The 16936-nt window shown below is 70.5% G+C and carries 15 protein-coding genes; 4 read left to right on the forward strand and 11 right to left on the reverse strand.

Translation table 11 applies throughout. The features are described from left to right. Nucleotides 1-5: 5 nt before the first annotated feature. The 3 genes from K8638_RS38985 to K8638_RS38995 form a co-directional block, all read right to left on the reverse strand. On the reverse strand, nucleotides 6-1223 hold the full coding sequence (locus K8638_RS38985; protein ID WP_223759817.1) for a DUF1015 family protein: 1218 nt from the start codon (nucleotides 1221-1223) through the stop codon (nucleotides 6-8). A 140-nt stretch (nucleotides 1224-1363) separates the two neighbouring features. Then, nucleotides 1364-1981, reverse strand: coding sequence for a TetR/AcrR family transcriptional regulator (locus K8638_RS38990; RefSeq protein WP_223759818.1), 618 nt, complete (start codon nucleotides 1979-1981; stop codon nucleotides 1364-1366). A 13-nt stretch (nucleotides 1982-1994) separates the two neighbouring features. Continuing rightward, nucleotides 1995-2519, reverse strand: coding sequence for a PaaI family thioesterase (locus K8638_RS38995; protein ID WP_223759819.1), 525 nt, complete (start codon nucleotides 2517-2519; stop codon nucleotides 1995-1997). A gap of 201 nt (nucleotides 2520-2720) precedes the next feature. On the opposite strand from K8638_RS38995, the gene fabF reads away from it, so the two are divergent. The 3 genes from fabF to K8638_RS39010 all read left to right on the forward strand — a co-directional run bounded on the left by fabF (nucleotide 2721) and on the right by K8638_RS39010 (nucleotide 6852). After that, a complete protein-coding gene (fabF, locus tag K8638_RS39000) occupies nucleotides 2721-3965 on the forward strand; it encodes a beta-ketoacyl-ACP synthase II (protein ID WP_223759820.1) in 1245 nt (414 codons plus the stop codon). Nucleotides 3966-4307: 342 nt separating this feature from the next. Further along, nucleotides 4308-5972 (forward strand): short-chain fatty acyl-CoA regulator family protein, encoded by a 1665-nt coding sequence (locus tag K8638_RS39005; RefSeq protein ID WP_223759821.1) that lies wholly within the window; start codon nucleotides 4308-4310, stop codon nucleotides 5970-5972. Nucleotides 5973-5979: 7 nt separating this feature from the next. After that, nucleotides 5980-6852, forward strand: coding sequence for a tetratricopeptide repeat protein (locus K8638_RS39010; protein ID WP_223759822.1), 873 nt, complete (start codon nucleotides 5980-5982; stop codon nucleotides 6850-6852). Nucleotides 6853-6914: 62 nt separating this feature from the next. Here the strand turns inward: K8638_RS39010 and K8638_RS39015 are convergent, their stop codons facing one another. From K8638_RS39015 to K8638_RS39025, 3 genes are all read right to left on the reverse strand, one after another. Then, on the reverse strand, nucleotides 6915-7400 hold the full coding sequence (locus K8638_RS39015; protein ID WP_370644227.1) for a hypothetical protein: 486 nt from the start codon (nucleotides 7398-7400) through the stop codon (nucleotides 6915-6917). Next, on the reverse strand, nucleotides 7397-8179 hold the full coding sequence (locus tag K8638_RS39020) for a sulfite exporter TauE/SafE family protein (protein WP_223759823.1): 783 nt from the start codon (nucleotides 8177-8179) through the stop codon (nucleotides 7397-7399). The genes K8638_RS39015 and K8638_RS39020 overlap by 4 nt, the downstream gene beginning before the upstream one ends. 125 nt (nucleotides 8180-8304) lie before the next feature. Continuing rightward, nucleotides 8305-9198, reverse strand: a complete 894-nt coding sequence (locus K8638_RS39025; RefSeq protein ID WP_223759824.1) for a hypothetical protein — start codon at nucleotides 9196-9198, stop codon at nucleotides 8305-8307. Nucleotides 9199-9334: 136 nt separating this feature from the next. Here K8638_RS39025 and K8638_RS39030 point away from each other — a divergent pair, with 136 nt between their 5' ends. Then, nucleotides 9335-10939 carry a leucyl aminopeptidase gene (locus K8638_RS39030; protein ID WP_223759825.1) on the forward strand — a complete coding sequence of 535 codons (1605 nt, stop codon included), beginning with the start codon at nucleotides 9335-9337 and terminating at the stop codon, nucleotides 10937-10939. 4 nt (nucleotides 10940-10943) lie between these two features. Here the strand turns inward: K8638_RS39030 and K8638_RS39035 are convergent, their stop codons facing one another. The 5 genes from K8638_RS39035 to K8638_RS39055 all read right to left on the reverse strand — a co-directional run bounded on the left by K8638_RS39035 (nucleotide 10944) and on the right by K8638_RS39055 (nucleotide 16936). Further along, on the reverse strand, nucleotides 10944-11570 hold the full coding sequence (locus K8638_RS39035; protein WP_223759826.1) for a hypothetical protein: 627 nt from the start codon (nucleotides 11568-11570) through the stop codon (nucleotides 10944-10946). A gap of 56 nt (nucleotides 11571-11626) precedes the next feature. After that, nucleotides 11627-12862: a DUF4388 domain-containing protein gene (locus K8638_RS39040; RefSeq protein ID WP_223759827.1), complete on the reverse strand. Its 1236-nt coding sequence runs from the start codon at nucleotides 12860-12862 to the stop codon at nucleotides 11627-11629. A 23-nt stretch (nucleotides 12863-12885) separates the two neighbouring features. Next, nucleotides 12886-13986, reverse strand: coding sequence for a thioredoxin domain-containing protein (locus K8638_RS39045; RefSeq protein ID WP_223759828.1), 1101 nt, complete (start codon nucleotides 13984-13986; stop codon nucleotides 12886-12888). Between the two features lie 47 nt (nucleotides 13987-14033). Next, entirely contained in the window at nucleotides 14034-14978 is a 945-nt protein-coding gene (gene lpxC, locus K8638_RS39050) for a UDP-3-O-acyl-N-acetylglucosamine deacetylase (RefSeq protein ID WP_223759829.1), read from the reverse strand. Between the two features lie 482 nt (nucleotides 14979-15460). Further along, complete coding sequence (locus tag K8638_RS39055) at nucleotides 15461-16936, reverse strand: hypothetical protein (RefSeq protein ID WP_223759830.1); 1476 nt, start codon at nucleotides 16934-16936, stop codon at nucleotides 15461-15463.

Here is a 16936-nt window from a genome sequence, read left to right on the forward strand (position 1 = left end):
GCGCGTCAGAACAGGTGCAGCACCAGCCCACTGCGCAGCTTGGGCTCGAACCAGGTGGACTTGGGCGGAAGGATGTCGCCCGCGTCGGCGATGGCCATGAGCTGCTCCAGGCCCGTGGGGTACAGGGCGAAGGCCACCCTCGCGGCCTTCGAGTCCACCCGCCGCTCCAGCGCCTCCATGCCCCGGATGCCACCGATGAAGTCAATGCGCGCGTCCGCGCGCGGGTCACCGATGCCCAGCAGCGGCCCGAGCACGTGGCGCTGGAGGACGTTGACGTCCAGGACGCCGGTGGGCGTGGCCTCCAGTGCGTCCGGCTTCGCGGTGAGCTGGTACCACACGCCGTCCAGGTACATGCCGAAGCGATGCTCCCGGTCCGGCTGCTTCCGCGCCCCACGCGTCACCTCGAAGCGCTCCGCCAACTGGTGGAGGAACTGTTCCGGTGACAGTCCGTTCAGGTCCTTCACCACGCGGTTGTAGTCGAGGATGCGGAGCTGGTCGTGGGGGAACACCACCGCGAGGAACCGGCCATGCTCGCCGCCCGCTCCGCGTCCCTCTCGCAACGCGTGGACGCGCGAGGCCGCGGCACTGCGGTGGTGGCCGTCCGCGATGTAGAGCGCCGGCACCTCGGCGAAAGCCTCGGACAGGCGCACGTTGAGGTCTCCCCGCACGCACCAGAAGGTGTGGCGGATGCCGTCCCCGGTGGAGAAGTCGTACTCGGGGGGCTCCCGCGTGCCCTCGGAGACACACGCGTCGATGGCGGCGCGCGCCCGGTAGGTGAGGAACACCGGCTCGTCATTGCCGCCCAGCGAGTCGACGTGCCGCGTGCGGTCCTCCTCCTTGTCCGCGCGCGTGAGCTCGTGCTTCTTGATGAGGCCCGCGTCGTACTCCGCCACGCTGGCGGCGGCCACCACACCCGTCTGCACATGGTCGCCCATGCGCTGGCGGTAGAGATAGAAGCCCGCCCGCGCGTCCTGCCGCAACCAGCCCCTGGAGAGGAACTCCTCCAGGTTGCGGCGCCCGAGCGCATGGACCGCGCCGGAGTGCTCGTCCGTACCGGGCGCCGCGTCCACCTCGGGGCGGGAGATGCGGAAGAAGCTGCGCGGGTTGCCGCTCGCGCCCGCGCGTGCCTCCTCGGTGCTCACCACGTCGTACGGCGGCACCACGAGCTGCTCCACTCCCTCCCTGGGAGGACGCACACCGCGGAACGGACGGATATCAACCACGACACTTCACTCCCATGGGTGGGTACGGACAGGCTCCCGCGAGGACGCGCCCCGCGGGAATCGACCGTACGGCCGCTCGCGCGCAAGCGAACACTTCCCGCGAGCCTCGCGGGGGGATGATACCGCCCTGGGTCTCGCGCTCAGCCGGCTTTCTTGCGCGCCGGGGGAGCCGCCTCCGTCCCCTCCCCGCCCGCGAGCAGGAACTCCCGCGCCGCCTCCAGGATTTCATCCGACAGGGAGAGCCCCTTCGTCGCCCGGGCCAGTGTCATCGCGCCGATGAGACACGTCACCGTCGCCAGCGCCCGCTTGCGCGCGGTGACACCGTCCTCCCCCGGCACGCGCGAGGCCATCTCCGCCGTCAGTCCCTCCACCCCTTCGGCGAAGGCCTCGCGTGACTCCTGCGTGCCGCGCGCCAGGTCCGACAGCACCGACGGCAGGACGCAGCCCGTCTCCATGTTGTCGCGGATGTGCCGGTTGAGGTACCGGCGCACGAAGTGGCTCAGCCACTCCGCGCCCCGCAGCTCCTCCAGCCCGCCCAGCCACCGCTGGCCGTTGTGCTGGAAGAAGGCGCGGAGGGACTCGGCGAGCAGCGCGTCCTTCGACGCGAAGTGGGCATAGAAGCCGCCCACCGTCAGCCCCGCGGCGCGCATGACGCGCTCCACGCTGGCGCCCTCGAAGCCCTGCTTGCGGAAGAGGTTCTCCGCCGCCGACAGGATGCGCTCGCGTGTGGCCTGCTTGTGCTCCGGTCCGTACCGCATCGCCGTCTCCTGCCTACTCTCGGCCTCCCGCTCCGGGGGGCCGGAACAACAAACACGTGGTGGTGCCGTGGGCATACAGCTTCCCGGAGGCATCCGTCAGCTTCGCCTGCGCGGTGGCCACCCGCCCACCCACGTGGACCACCTCTCCCGTACACGTCAACCGCCCCGTGTCATGGGCAATGGCCCGCACCAGATTCACATGCAACTCCAGCGTGGTGTACCCCGCCCCCACCGGCAGCGTGGAGTGCACCGCGCACCCCAGCGACGAGTCCAGCACCGTGGCCGCCAGCCCCCCATGCACCGTACCAATGGGATTGTAGTGGTACTCCGCCGGCTCCACCGCGAACACCGCCCGCCCCTCGCCCACCTCCACCAGCGCGAACCCCATCAACTCCGCGATGGGGGCCCCGGGCAGCTCCCCCCGGACGATGGCGCGCAGGTACTCCAGCCCCGGCAGCGACCTCGCCGCGGCCACGCCCTCACGAGGGTCCCTCCACGTCACCGTCCGCGTTCGCGGCCCCGCGTCTCCCTGGCTCATCGGTGCTCCCTCCTCCCACTTGGAATGATGGTCGTCATTTCATCGTGGGTAGTGTCACGGCGGTCCTGTTTGTATCGCTTGCCCTGATGACATGATGGTCATAATACAAAGCCCCATCGAGCGCACGCCGGAACGGAGGGCCCCCGGGCGGCCGGGCCCGTCCGCCGTCCTGCCGGTGCGTGCGGAGACAGGGAGAGAGCCATGCAGAAGCGGCGTGTCGTGGTGACCGGGATGGGGCTCATCAGCCCCTGTGGCACGGGGGTGGAGAAGAGCTGGGACGCCCTGGTGAACGGGCGGAGCGGCGTGGGCCCCATCACCCTCTTCGACGCAAGCCGGCTGGACTGCCGCATCGCGGGCGAGGTGACGGACTTCCGGCCGGAGGAGTACATCGACCGGCGCGAGCTGCGGAGAATGGACCGCTTCGCGCAGCTCGCGGTGGTGGCCGCGGACATGGCGCTGGCGGACTCCGGGCTGAAAATCACCCCGGAGAACGCCGAGCGCGTGGCGGCCATCATCGGCTCCGGCATCGGCGGCATCGCCAGCCTGGAGGAGACCTACCGCAAGGCGCTGGAAAAGGGACCGGACCGCATCAGTCCGTTCTTCATCCTGCAGATGATCATCAACCTGGCGCCCGGCTACGTCACCATGCGCCACGGAATCAAAGGCCCCTCCTGGTCCACCAACTCCGCCTGCTCCACCAGCGCCCACGCCATCGGCGAGGCGATGCGCGGCATCCAGCGCGGCGAGTTCGACGCGGCGGTGGCCGGAGGCGCCGAGGCCCCCATCACCATGCTCGCCATTGGCGGCTTCGCGGCCATGAAGGCCCTGTCCACGCGCAACGACGCACCCCAGGCGGCCAGCCGGCCCTTCGACGAGGACCGCGACGGCTTCGTGCTCGCCGAGGGCGCCGGCATGCTCGTGCTCGAGGAGTACGAGCATGCCCGGGCCCGGGGCGCGCGCATCCTCGCGGAGCTGACCGGCTACGGCGCCAGCTCCGACGCGTACCACGTCACCCAGCCCGCCCCCGAGCACGAGGGCGCCCAGCGCAGCATGCGCAACGCGCTCGCCGACGCGGGGCTGAAGCCCGCCGACATCGGCTACATCAACGCGCACGGCACCTCGACGGACATCGGCGACGTGCTGGAGATGCGGGGCATCACCCGCGTCTTCGGGGACGCCGCGCGCACCGTGGCCGTCTCCTCCACCAAGTCCATGACGGGCCACATGAACGGCGCGGCCGGCGCCGCCGAGGCCGTCATCAGCGTGCTCGCCCTCACCCGCGGCGTGCTCCCGCCCACCATCAACCTCCAGCGGCAGGACTCCCGCATCTCCCTGGACTGCGTGCCCAACACCGCCCGCGAGGTCCGCGTCGATGCCGTCATGAGCAACTCGTTCGGCTTCGGCGGCACCAACGTGTCGCTGGTGTTCCAGCGGGTGATCGGCTGAGTCCCCCTCCGCCCGCGAGGAGGTCCTTTCTTTGTAAACCGTGAAATCTCGTTTACTGACGCACCACAGGTTCCATGGCGCGGTGCGACAGTAAACGGTTGACAAGGTGCGGCGAAGACCTGCCGGAACGCACATGACACCCCGCGTCAACAACAGTGATTACATGTGCTTACGCCCATTTTCACAGCGCTGTCGCCCGGAGGGACAGCAGTTCCGTCGCTCGCAGGACAGGGGGCCCCCCACCCCAAAACGTTGATTGCAAATCGGTAAATCGGTTTGCAAAGTGGGCTGAGGCCCCAAGAGCGCGAGGCCAGAGGCGCGCTTGCGGGGGCCGACTCGGCCATGAACGACAACGCACTGAACGCCAACGTGGGCCTGAAGCTCCGGGGGCTGCGGCTCGCACGCAACATCAAGCAAGCGGACGCGGCCAAGGACCTGGGTGTGTCCCCCGCGTACCTCAACCTCATCGAGAAGGGGAAGCGGGTGATGCCCTTCCCGCTGCTCTGGAAGGCGCTGAGGTACTTCGACCAGGACCCCGAGCAGTTCATGTCCACGCTGGGCGAGGGCCGGGTGGACGAGGCGCTGGCGAAGCTGCTGGACGAGCCGCTGCTGAAGAGCCTCGACATCGACCCGGAGTCGCTCCAGTCGCTGTCGGCGGAGCCGAAGCTGGCGGGCACGGTGGCCGCGCTCTTCAACCTCTACAAGAACACGCGCACGCAGCTGGAGAACGTGCTGGCGCAGCTCAACGTGGAGGAGCGCACGCGGGCGCAGGGCGGCGCGCAGAACGGCACGGTGCCGGGCGTCCGCTTCGACTACTCGCCCTTCGACGAGGTCAGCGACTTCCTGGAGCAGCACCGCAACTACTTCCCGGAGCTGGAGGAACAGGCGGAGGCGCTGCGCAAGGACGTGCGCCTGGAGCGGCAGATCACCAGCGGCCAGCTCATCCGCCTGCTGGAGGAGCGCTTCGGCTACCGCGTCAACTTCGACGACCCGGCGCCCAGCGGCTCGTCCGTGGTGCGGCGGTTGGACCCGGAGGAGCAGACGCTCACCCTGTCGCCCTTCCTCACCGAGCAGCCGCTGAAGTTCCAGATTGCCGCCTCCATCGGCCTGCTGGTGATGGACCGCGAGAAGCTGGTGGAGCGCATCCTCAACGCGGGCCGCATGCGCCACGCGGAGACGCAGCGGCTCATCAAGGTCAACCTGGCCAACTACTTCGCCGGCGCGCTGATGCTGCCCTACGGGGACTTCTTCAAGGAGGTGCAGCGCACGCGCTACGACGTGGAGCTCTTGTCCAGCATCTTCGGCTCCACCTACGAGACGGTGGCCCACCGGCTCTGCAACCTGTCGGACCCGAAGCGCCCGGGCATCCCCTTCCACTTCCTGCGCGCGGACATCGCCGGCAACATCTCCAAGCGCTACAGCGGCACCGGCATCCGCTTCGCCACCGGCGGCGGGAGCTGCGCCAAGTGGGCCGTGCACCTGGCCTTCCTCAACCCGTCCCAAATCACCCGGCAGTACTCCATCATGCCGGACGGCACGACGTACTTCTGCTTCGCCAAGGTGCAGCTCCAGCCGATCGAGGGCTCCATCGTCAAGGGCACCGCCTACTCCATCGGCCTGGGCACCCACGCGGAGAACGCGAAGTACCTGGCCTACGGCCTGCCCACCACGGACCTGCGCAAGGACGCCATTCCCTCCGGCATCTCCTGCCGCTTCTGCGAGCGCACCGACTGCAACCAGCGCGCGGCGGCCAGCTACCGCTTCGCCTTCGCCTTCGACGAGTACACGAAGAAGGACTGCTTCTTCTCCCCGCTGCTCGTCCACGAGAAGGCGGACAAGGAGCACCACCACCGCCACGGCAATGGCGGCGGCGCCCATGCGAACGGCGGGGGCCTGCCGGCCCTGCCCATGAGCCACCTGCCCGCCCCCGTCAACGGCTCTCACGGGAGCGAGAAGGACGATTCGTTGGACAAGCCGCCCCGCCGCCGCAAGGGTGGCGACGCCTGAGGCCGACATGCACCCGTCCGACGACTCTCAACGCGCCCACATCCTGGACGCCATCCAGAAGCAGAAGAACACGCTGGCCTCGCTGCGCATCACCGGCGCGCCCACCGAGGTGGGCCAGGGGCTGGTGAGCCTGGCCGAGCTGCATGGCCTGCTGGAGGACCACGCCGCGAGCCGGGACTGCTACGAGGAGGCGCTCGGCCTCTTCCAGCAGGCGAAGTACAAGCCCGGCCAGGCACAGGCGCTGATGGGCCTGGGCGTGGTGAAGGCGTACTTCGAGGACCACCGCGGCGCGATTGAGCGCATCGCCCTGGCGGCCTCCCTCTTCAACGAGGTGAAGGACCGCGAGGGCGAGGCCCTGGCCCGCGCCTGCATCGGCGAGTCCCTGCGCGCCCTGGGCCAGCCCGACGGCGCGGAGGAGAAGTACCAGGAGGCGCTCATCCTCCTGCGCCAGACGCGCAACACCGACCGGGTGGCGCGGCTGCTCCTGGACATCGGCGACATCCGCATGGAGAAGGGCGAGTACGAGCCGGCCCGCAAGCGCTTCCTGGAGGCGGTGCCGCTCCTGGAGCAGGGCGAGGACCCGGAGGCGCTCGCGCAGGGCCACCTGCTCCTGGGCGAGGCCGAGGGACTCCTGGGCAACCACGACGGCGCCCGCCCGCACCTGTTGCGCGCGGTGGAGCTGTACTCGGAGATGCACGACCACGTGTACGAGGCGCGCGCCCGGTGGGACCTGGCCCTGGCCTGCTACTACCTCCAGGACTGGCCGGCGGCCCGGGCCCAGTTCGAGGCCGTGCTGCCGCTCTACGAGGAGCAGGGCCGCACGGACGAGGTCGCCAAGGTCCGCAACGTGCTCGCCCACTTCGCCGCGCGCGGCGTCTGAGCGCCCATCCCCGGAGCGAGGGCTCCGGGGAGGCCGCTTCCGCTTCCCGTCAGCGCGGCACCTCAGGTGGGGATGCCGGTGCTCACGGCGATGGCCAGCAGGCCCAGCACACCGGCGGCGATGAGGGTGTAGCGCCACTCGCCCTTGAGGCCCAGCAGCGTTCCCGCCACCGCCAGGCGCGCCACCGGCGTCACCAGCAGCATTGATGCCGCGCCCTTGCGCAGGAGGTCGATGGCGACGTGCACGTTCTCCGACTGGGGCAGCGCCTCCAGTCCTAGAGACACCACGAACATCCCGCCGCTGACCACCGCGCCGCCTCGCAGCACCCGGGCAATCCACCGGTCTCCCGCCACCGTCCTGTCCCGGCGCCGCGCCCGTCCCATGGGGGGCGCCTCGGCGCCGGGTTGGGTGATGGGCTCCGCGTCCACCTCCGGCGCCAGCGGTTGCTCCACCGTGGGCACCACCACGTTGTGGGTGACATGCGCGTCCGCCATCACCGCGGCGGACACCGCCGGCCCCTCGGGCCCGGCTGCTTCCGGCTCGCTCACTTCAACATGTTCGGCCACAGTCCCGCCCCTCCCTTCCACAACATCTGGCTCGCCACCACCAGCAGCACCAGCGCGAACAGCTTCTTGAGCACCGGCGTGGGCACCTTCGGCATCAGCAGGCTGCCCACGTACGCGCCGCCCAGCACGCCCACCACCAGCGGCGACACCAGCGCCAGCTTCAGGTGGCCCCGGAGGGCATAGGCCGCGACGCTCGCCGCGCCCGTCACGCCAATCATCAGGTTGCTGGTGGCGCTGGCCACCTTGAAGGGCACCCGCATGCCGTAGCTCATCAGCGGCACCTTCAGCGGCCCGCCTCCCACCCCCAGCAGCGCGGACAGCCCGCCCGCGACGAAGGAGCCGGAGATGCCCAGCGGGTAGTTCGTCGGCGAGTAGTCATCCAGCGTCGCCGGCTCCTGCCGCGGCGCGCGCAAGAGCAGCATCTGCAAGGCCACGTAGAAGGTGAACAGGCCGAACACCACGGCCACCATCGCCGGGGCCACCATCGCCGCCACCAGCCCGCCGAAGATGGCGCCCAGCACCGTGGACAGCTCCAGCGTCAGGCCCAGGCGGATGTCACTCAGGTGGTTGTGGACGTACCCCGCCGCCGCCGCGCACGAGTTGGCCACCACGCACATCAGGCTGGCCGGCACCGCGTCCTCCACGGGGATGCCGAACAGCAACACGAGCGCGGGGACCAGGACGATGCCTCCCCCGATGCCCAGCATCGCCCCGAGAGAGCCCGCGAGGCCGCCCGCCACCATGAGGAGTAGGACCGTCATTCCTCTACGAGGATAGGAGCGGTCTCCCGCTTCGGACAGCGGCATTCCCCCCTGGGAAAAATGCTCGCCAGGATGCCTGCCCTGCGCACGAGGAGTTGTGGGGGCCCGGCCGTCGCTCGACGACGCTACGCGGCACACGCGCCCAGCGCGCCCTCGGGAAACGCCTCGAGGAAGCGCCCGCGCGTACGCGGCGTGAAGGTGCCCCTCGCCATGTAGCCGTGCAACCTGCGAAGGACGGAACGCGCCGACTCCAGCGCCTCCTCCACCTCGTTGGCGAAGTCGAAGGTGTCGTTGCGGTACAGCTCCTGGAAGGACAGGTGCGCGTACGCCGGCAGCGCGCGCGCGCGGCCCATGGGGCTGGAGAGGAAGAGTCCGGAGACGTACAGACCGCGCACCCAGCCGTCCACGTCCGCCTTGGAGGGCGCCTGGCCCACGCGCTCCTGCGACGACAGGCGCACCAGCTCGTAGATGCCGCGGCCAATCCCCCGCCACGGGAAGCCCGGGCTCTTCACCACCTGACACTTCTCGCGCAGCCGCGGCGTGCCCAGCAGGTCCATGCCGTGCAGCTCGCGCAGGTAGAAGAGCGTCTGCGCCCACTCGATGTCGCGGTGCGCGTCCCGCGCCTTCTCGCCCCGGCGGCGGTGGCGCGCCACCAGCCTGTCCACCACCGGATACAGGCGCCGGTCCAGGCACAGGTGCGTGAAGTAGCCCGCCAGCAGCGCCAGCCCCGGCTCGGTGCCCACCAGCGCCCCGGTGGCCACCAGCTCCGCCATCTTCAGCCCGAAGCCCACCGGCGCGCGCTCGTGGTACAGCCGGGCGAAGCGCGGGCACTCGCGCTCCGGGAGGAACGCGGACAGGCCGCCTCGCACGCCCTCGCACAGCGGCAGGTCCGGCAACGCCGCCCCGAACCGCGCGTACGGGAGGTCCTCCGACAGCGCTCGGACCCAGTCTGGCGGAAGGTCGCCAGGATTGGCGGCCATCCGTTCGATGGCGGTCAGATGCATCAGCAGCGTGGGCATTCCCCACACTGCTATCCAGACCCCCGCGTCAATGCAATACTCGAATGAAATCCGGCGCTTTGCGCACGACAGGGCGGGCGTTACAGTCCGCGCCTTTTCGGTTCCCTCTTTCATCCGTTCAGGAGTTCCACGGCCCATGAATTTCAGCTTTGTCTCCGGCGACGCCACGCGGGCGAGCGGCGAACTGCTCGTCATCCCCCTCTTCGAGGGCGAGCTGGGAGACACCGCCCCGTCATCCCTGGCCGCGGCCGACACCGCCCTGGAGGGACGCCTGCGCGGCGCCGCCGCCCAGGAGGGGTTCAAGGCCAAGGGAGAGCAGTCCTTCCTCATGCACACGCATGGCCGCGCCACCGCGGACCGCGTGCTGCTGCTCGGGCTGGGCAACCGCGCCCGCTTCCACCCGGAAACCCTGCGCCTGGCCGCCGGCCGCGCGGTGAAGGCCGCGCTGCGGCTGAAGGCGGGCTCGGTGGCCTTCGTGCTCCCGGCCACGGACGCGGCGGCGGACGCGGTGCGCGCGGTGGCGGAGGGCCTGCTCCTGGGCGCCTACCGCTTCGACAAGTACAAGTCCTCCGCCCGCGAGGAGAAGAACCCGGCCCGCGTCGGCAAGGTGGCGCTGGTGCTGCCCGAGGGCGTGGAGAAGACGCGTGAGCTGGACGACGCGCTGGCCCTGGCGAAGCGCGTGGGGGAGGCCACCAACTGGGCGCGCGACCTGGTGAACGAGCCGCCCAACGCCGTCACGCCCACGGTGCTGGCCGAGGCCGCGCGGCAGGCCGCGAAGGAAGCGGGCCTGCAGGTCACCATCGGCGGCCTCCGCGAAATCGAGAAGCTCGACATGGGCATGTTCCTCGGCGTCACCGCCGGCAGCGCGGAGGAGCCCCGCCTCATCCACGTCGTCTACACGCCGAAGAGCGCGCGCGACGCGAAGCGCCCGCCGCTGGCGCTGGTGGGCAAGGCGATTACGTTCGACTCGGGCGGCCTGTCCCTCAAGCCCAGCGACGGCATGATTGACATGAAGACGGACATGGCGGGCTCGGCCGCGGTGCTGGGCGCCATGAAGGTCATCGCCGCCCTCAAGCCGCCCTTCCCCGTGCACGCCTTCATCGGCGCGTGCGAGAACATGCCCTCCGGCACCGCCTACAAGCCGGGGGACATCCTCACCTCGCGCCTGGGCAAGACGGTGGAAATCACCAACACGGACGCGGAGGGCCGCCTGGTGCTGGGCGACATCCTCACCTGGGCCTGCGAGCACAGGCCGTCCGCCGTCATCGACCTGGCCACCCTCACCGGCGCCTGCGTCATCGCCCTGGGCAACTACATCACCGGCGCCTTCGGCGAGCACGACGGCACGGTGAACGAGGTGCTCCAGTCCGCGCGCACCGCGGGCGAGGAGATGTGGCGCATGCCCATGAGCGAGATGCAGAAGGACGCGCTGCGCTCCGAGGTGGCCGACATGAAGAACTCCGGCGAGCGATGGGGCAGCTCCATCAACGCCGCCCTCTTCCTCAAGGAGTTCGTCGGCGAGACGCCGTGGGTGCACCTGGACATCGCCGGCCCCTCCAACAGCCCCAAGGAGCGCGGCTACCTGAGCAAGGGCGGCACCGGCGTGGGCTTGCGCACCCTGGTGGAGTGGGTGCGGCTGCGCGCCGCGAATCCCGAGGCCTACGAGGCCGCGCCGGCCCCCACCGTCAAGGGTGCCTCGAAGGCGGCCGGCAAGCGCGCCCGGAAGCCGGCCCGAGGCTAGGAAGCTAGCGCCAGCGGCCCCGCGGCAGCATGGCCTGCGTGGCCCCGGGGCCCGGAAGCGGACGGACGCCTTCGATGAGGGCGTCCACGCTCCGGGTGACGTCGGACGAGGCCTGGGCCGGCCACGTGGCCAGCATCATCAGCACGCGTCCGGGGCGGCCCTCGCGCACCGCCACCCGGCCCAGCACCGTGTCCCCCACCTGGAAGTCGAAGCCCACCGCGTCCTCGGACAGCGGAATGGGCGCGGGGTCCGTGGTGGTGAAGCCCGGCTGCTGGCGCAGCCCCTCCGTCAGCCGCTCGGCGAACTGCGTGGGAGACGCCACCGCCGGGGCCACCTGCAGCACCACCTGCGCCCCGGACGTGTTGTGGCGGAGGATGACGGGAATGGAGAGCCCCTCCGGCGTGCGCTCATTCGTCTCGTCGAGCTCCCAGTCCGCCGTGGGCCGGACGATTTCGAAGCCCAGGTCCTCGTCCACGTAGCGGCGGGCGGTGGAGTGGCTCACCGGCTCGGACTTCCCGGAGCCGCCCACGCCCTCGCCCCGGCCCGCCTCGGCCTTCACCGCCGGGCGCGAGCCGCCGCAGGCCGTGCACAGTGCCAGGACTCCCCACGCCAGCTTCCGCATCGCGCCCATGTCGCTCGTCCCCCGCCGTCAAGGCCGTGGACGCGAACGTGGGCACACAGGGGCGCCTAGGCCAGCCCTCCCTGGAGTGTGCGGTAGGTGTTGGACAACCGCTCCGCCACCTCGGGAGGCAGGACGTTGCGCGCTGAAAAGAGCGCGTAGGAGACGATGGCGTCCAGCGCCTCCAGGGTGAGGGCCCGGCCCACGGCCTCGCCCCCACCGGAGAGGTTGGCGCTCAGCCGCGCCACGTCCACGCGCCCGTCCGGGCCCAGCGTCACCCCGGCGTAGGCCTCCTCCAGGCCCGGCGGGGGCGCGTCCAGGAAGCCGCGCAGCAGGTCCACGTCCTTCCCCGCGTCGCGCAGCGCCCGGTGCACCAGGGACAGGAGCAGGTTGTAGCGCTCCTCGGCGGACAGCAGCTCCCAGGCCATGCCCTCCACCGCGGGCATGGGAGGCGGGGGCGGCTCGGCGGCCTTCACCACCAGGTTGCCGCCGCGCACGGCCTCGTCCAGCCACGTGTAGAAGCCGTAGTGCCCGCCCTCGTAGGCGGCGCGCAGCTCCTTCAGCGTGGCGCCCGCGCCCAGGCGCGCGAAGAGGGGCTCGTCACCGGGCGGCGTGCCTCCCGGCCCCGGCTCCACGCGCATGTCCTCCGGGAAGCGGCGGCGCAGGCGCGACACCTCCTCCGTCCGCTTGATTCCGGTGAGGACCAGGTCCCGCGTGCGCTCGGGCAGCTTCACCACGTCCGCCATGGGCGCCGGGCCCTCCACGAACAGGAAGCTGCCCTCCACCAATTCGAAGAGGCTGAGCACCACCTCGCGCACCACGTACGTCATGGCGCCGTAGAGGCTGGCCTCGGACACCAGCCCCTCGGACGTCAGCACCTGGCCGATGCGCCGCGAGGGCGTCACCTTCGACAGGGCCTGCGTGAGCTGCGCCTGCTTGAGCAGCCCCAGGCGCACCAGCACCGCGCCCAGCCGCTCCCAGCGCTCCGTGGACGTCGCGAAGACCACCTGCCCGTCCCGGAAGGACACCGTGCGGCGCACCGTGCCGTGCTGCACGGCCAGGAGGCCACTGCGGATGCCCGACAGGACGTGGGCGAAGACCTCCTCGATGGAGAGCGTGCCCAGGCTGCCGGCGAGGAAGCCGGAGTAGCCGGGCGACTCCTGGAGGAGCACCATCCCCTCGGGCCCGTGGTACCAGGCCCCGAGGGGACGGGATGCGGAGAGGCCAGCGGCAAGCGGCCGCTCCAGCTCGAGCGACGCCTGCTCACCGCTGACGCGGGGCGTGGCCTTGGGTTTTGGCGCCACCCGCCCTCCTCCCCTTTCCGCGACTACTTCTTCGCGGTCTTCAGCTCCTCGTCGATGATGCTCTTGAACTCCTCGAACGGCTGCGCCCCGGACAGCAGGATGCCGTTGATGAAGAACGCCGGGGTGCCGGACACGCCGACCTTCTTGCCGTCCTCCAGGTCCTTCTGGACGGTGGCCGCCTTCTCACCCGAGTCCAGGCACTTGTCGAACTTCGCCGTGTCCAGCTTCAGGTCCGCGGCGTGCTGCTTCAGGTCCGGGACCTCCAGCTTCTGCTGGTTGGCGAAGAGCGTGTCGTGCATCTCCCAGAACTTGCCCTGGTCGCCGGCGCACAGCGCGGCCTCGGAGGCCTTCGGCGCCTGCTTGTGGAAGTCCAGCGGGAAGTGACGGAACACCAGGCGAACCTTGTCGCCGTACTCCTTCAGGACCTGGTCCACGGACGCGTTGGCGCGGCTGCAGAACGGGCACTGGAAGTCGCTGAACTCGACGATGGTGATGGGAGCATTCTCCCCGCCGCCCTTCGCGGCGCCGGTGGCGGCCACCTGCTTGCGCTCGGCCGGCGGACGCGGCGGCTCGGGCAGGGTGATCTGGACGTTGGCGTTCTTCCGCAGCTCCGCGAAGAGGGCCTGGGCGCGCTCCTGCTTCGGCTGCTGCGTGAGGAAGTCCACGATCTGCGGCTTCATCTGCTCGTAGGTAGCCCCCGGCGGAAGCTGACCCTTGGCGCCCTCGAAGACCTCCTTGATGCGCTCCTCGGGGGGCGCCGGAACCTTGTCGTCGATCTCCGCCTTCAGGTACTGGTCCTGCGTCATGCCGCGCTTCTTCGCCTCGGCGTCGACCAGGGCCTCCGTCACCATGCCCTCGAGGCCGCGCTTGCGGAGCTGGTGCTTCTGCTTGTCCAGCTCGGACAGGCGGTCCTGGATCTTCTCGTTGAGCTGCTTGTAGGTGATCTTCTGCCCGTCACCGAAGGTGGCGACCACGGTGTCGGGAGCGGGCTCCCCCGCGTTCGCCTGCTGCGCGGTGGCGGCGGGCCCCTGTGTGGTGGCCGGCGCCTTCTCCTTGTTGCAGCCTGCGGTGAGGGATGCCGCCAGGAGCGCGGCGAGGATGACGCGGGTGGGACGGTTGAGCATATCCCGCCGACTTAATCGAGCTTGACCGGACCTGCAAGGAATCTACTTCAAGCGACCAGGGGCTCCAGCTCCAGCGCGCCCGCCATGCCGGTGAAGCCCAGGTCCAGCCCCTCCAGCTCGCGGCGGCGGGCGGGGACAATCTCGTAGCAGCTCGGATCCGAGAGCACCTTGCGCACCAGCTTGTGGTTGAGCGCATGGCCCGTCTTGTACGCCGTCATGTGCCCGATGACCGGGCGGCCGAACAGCGACACGTCGCCGATGGCGTCGAGAATCTTGTGCCGCACGAACTCGTCCGGGAAGCGCAGCCCGTCCGGGTTGAGGATGGAGACCTCGTCCACGACGATGGCGTTCTCCAGCGAGCCGCCGCGCGCCAGGCCCAGCTGCTTCAGCTTCTCCACGTCGCGGAGGAAGCCGAAGGTGCGCGCGCGGGAGATTTCGCGCGAGAAGTCCCGGTCGCTGAAGTCCAGGTCGAAGGCCTGGCCCTGGATGACGGGGTGCTCGAAGTCGATGGTGCAGCTGATGCGGAACTGCCTGGACGGGGTGAGCGAGGCCTGCTTGTCACCGTCCACCACGGACACCGGCTTGCGGATGACGAGCAGCTCCTTGGGCGCGTCCAGCTCGCGGATGCCGGCGTCCTGGATGAGCGCGGCGAACGGGGCGGCGCTGCCGTCCATGATGGGCACTTCCGGCCCGTCCAGCTCCACGCGGACGTTGTCGATGCCCAGGCCGGCCAGCGCCGACATGAAGTGCTCCACCGTGCCCACGCGCACGCCGTCGCGGCCCAGCGTGGTGGCCAGCGACGTGTCCACCACGTAGTCCGCCAGGGCGGGGATGCTCACCGGCCGCGGCAGGTCCGTGCGCACGAAGACGATGCCATGACCGGCGGGCGAGGGACGCAGGGTCAGCGTCACCTTCGCGCCGGAGTGGAGACCCACTCCCTGCAGGCTGGCAGTCTTGGAAACAGTGCGCTGGTTGTAGGAGGACGGTCGCATGTCGGTGTTGCCTCGTGGCTGCTCGGTACCGCGGGACTGCCTGTCTGCCGGTCCAGGCCCCGCCGGAAGGACCTGGAAACGTTCATCAGTCATCTGACGCGACGCACTGATTCAGCAATCGGCATGCCACACCCGTGTGACAGGGGCCGCGGAGCCGGAGGGGTGAAAGTGAAGACAACCCCTTGAAACGACTCGGCTTTCTGGTGCGTCGTGGTGGGCGCCGGTTCCGGCCTGGCGCCCGCCCCCCGTATGAAGCCCGGTGATTCCTCCCGATACCGCGACACCGATGTCCGGGATTTGGCAAAGCCCGGAATCCGCGTCCCCTTCACCTCGACTCGCCGGAGCCCGGCGTGTCATCCATGCAACAGGGGCGCGTCAATAGCGCAAGGAACCGGCTGGACGCAAACGCGGCGCGGCAATCACCCCGCGTGAGGGCGGCGGCGCACGATGCGTGGGTGAGGTAGGGCGCCGGTGTCCTGCCCCTAGCGGGCGGCGGCGGAGAGGAAGCGGTCCCGGAGGGCCTCCGCCTCCTGCCGGTCGAAGCCGCGGCCCTGGAGGAGCGTGCGGCGGCTGACGGCGTGGAAGGTGGACTCCAGCGTCTGGACGAAGCGGCGCAAATCTTCCGCGAGGCGGGCGCGGATGCCGGGCCCTTCCGGGGGCCAGGGCAGCTCCACCAGCAGCGAGGTGAAGCGGTCGAAGGCGTCGTAGTCCGCGTAGCGCAGGAGCTGGTAGCCGCCGTCGTGGAAGTAGGCGAGGAAGGACTTGAGGGCGTCCAGCGCGCGCTCGGCGGCGGGCACGTCCTCGGCGCGCAGGTGGCCTTCCGCCGCGCGGCACAGCTGGGCGTAGACCCACAGGTCCTTGCGCAGCCGCAGCGCGGCGTCCTGGGGGCTCATCAGCTCGTCGAAGACACCGTCCGTCAGGCCGCCGTTGGGAGCGAGCGTCTCCACCAGCACCACCACCTGGGTGCGCAGCACCGTGGTGAAGGCGGCGGCGGCGCGGGCGGGGGCCTCCGGGTCCCGGTCCAGGTTGACGAGCACCTCGCGGGCCACGCGCTCCGTCTCCCGGGCGATGTCGCGCGCGGCGCGCAGCGTGGCGGCCTGGAGCGCCTTGGAGCCCGCCCTGGGCGACAGCTCCGAGTGCATCCACGACGCCAGCGAGTTGGCCTCGCTGCGCACCAGCGCCAGCAGCACGCGCACGCGGCGCGGGTACGGCGGCTGTCCCTCCGCGTCCACGTAGGCCAGGTAGTGCAGGAGGCGGAAGAGGCCGAGGAAGGCGGTGGCGAAGAGGACGCGCTGCTCCTCCGCGAGCGAGGCCAGCGTGTCCAGCAGGCGCACCGAGCGCAGCCGGTCGTACTCGACGCGGAACTCCAGCGGGCGGAAGGGGCGGAAGTAGCGGTTGAGGACGATTTCGCGCAGGGCCAGCTTGCCCACGTCCTGGAAGAGGCCGAGGTTGGCCACCGGCAGCTTCAGCAGGTGGTCCAGCAGGTTCTTCAGCGCGTCGAAGGCCTCGCGCAGCACGAAGAGGCTCTCCGGCGGCGTCTCCTGGTCCAGCTCCTCCTCGATGAGGGCGCGCCGGATGCGGTCGTCCGCGAGCTGGGTCTCCACGTACTTGCGGAAGACCATCTTCTGGTCGCTGTCCGGGTCCTGCAGGTGCCGGGCGACGCGGATGGCGCGGTCCATGGCGTCGCGCACGTCCGCCAGCTCCTCGTGGAAGTCGCGGGTGACGAGCGGCCGGCCTCCCGCGTCCACCACGGTGTTGAGGTTGAGGTAGCGCTCCACCGCGCGCAGGAGCATCTCGAACTCGAAGAGCAGCTCCTCACGGCCCTCCACGGGCACGCCGCGCAGCCAGCGCTCGCGCTCGGCGAGGAAGCCCGCGCGCGACGTCTGCGACGCGCGCATCAGGTCCCCGTAGAAGTCACGGCCAGAGGCGGAGGTGATGGGAGGAGTGGCGGAGTCCAT

This window comes from Myxococcus sp. RHSTA-1-4 (assembly GCF_020037125.1).
GTDB lineage: Bacteria > Myxococcota > Myxococcia > Myxococcales > Myxococcaceae > Myxococcus.

Bases quoted from the DNA above. Each gene is read 5' to 3' on its own strand.
- K8638_RS38990 (WP_223759818.1), bottom strand. From the start codon at position 1,981: ATGCGGTACGGACCGGAGCACAAGCAGGCCACACGCGAGCGCATCCTG.
- K8638_RS38995 (WP_223759819.1), bottom strand. From the start codon at position 2,519: ATGAGCCAGGGAGACGCGGGGCCGCGAACGCGGACGGTGACGTGGAGG.
- fabF (WP_223759820.1), top strand. From the start codon at position 2,721: ATGCAGAAGCGGCGTGTCGTGGTGACCGGGATGGGGCTCATCAGCCCC.
- K8638_RS39005 (WP_223759821.1), top strand. From the start codon at position 4,308: ATGAACGACAACGCACTGAACGCCAACGTGGGCCTGAAGCTCCGGGGG.
- K8638_RS39010 (WP_223759822.1), top strand. From the start codon at position 5,980: ATGCACCCGTCCGACGACTCTCAACGCGCCCACATCCTGGACGCCATC.
- K8638_RS39020 (WP_223759823.1), bottom strand. From the start codon at position 8,179: ATGACGGTCCTACTCCTCATGGTGGCGGGCGGCCTCGCGGGCTCTCTC.
- K8638_RS39025 (WP_223759824.1), bottom strand. From the start codon at position 9,198: ATGCCCACGCTGCTGATGCATCTGACCGCCATCGAACGGATGGCCGCC.
- K8638_RS39030 (WP_223759825.1), top strand. From the start codon at position 9,335: ATGAATTTCAGCTTTGTCTCCGGCGACGCCACGCGGGCGAGCGGCGAA.
- K8638_RS39035 (WP_223759826.1), bottom strand. From the start codon at position 11,570: ATGGGCGCGATGCGGAAGCTGGCGTGGGGAGTCCTGGCACTGTGCACG.
- K8638_RS39045 (WP_223759828.1), bottom strand. From the start codon at position 13,986: ATGCTCAACCGTCCCACCCGCGTCATCCTCGCCGCGCTCCTGGCGGCA.
- lpxC (WP_223759829.1), bottom strand. From the start codon at position 14,978: ATGCGACCGTCCTCCTACAACCAGCGCACTGTTTCCAAGACTGCCAGC.
- K8638_RS39055 (WP_223759830.1), bottom strand. From the start codon at position 16,936: ATGGACTCCGCCACTCCTCCCATCACCTCCGCCTCTGGCCGTGACTTC.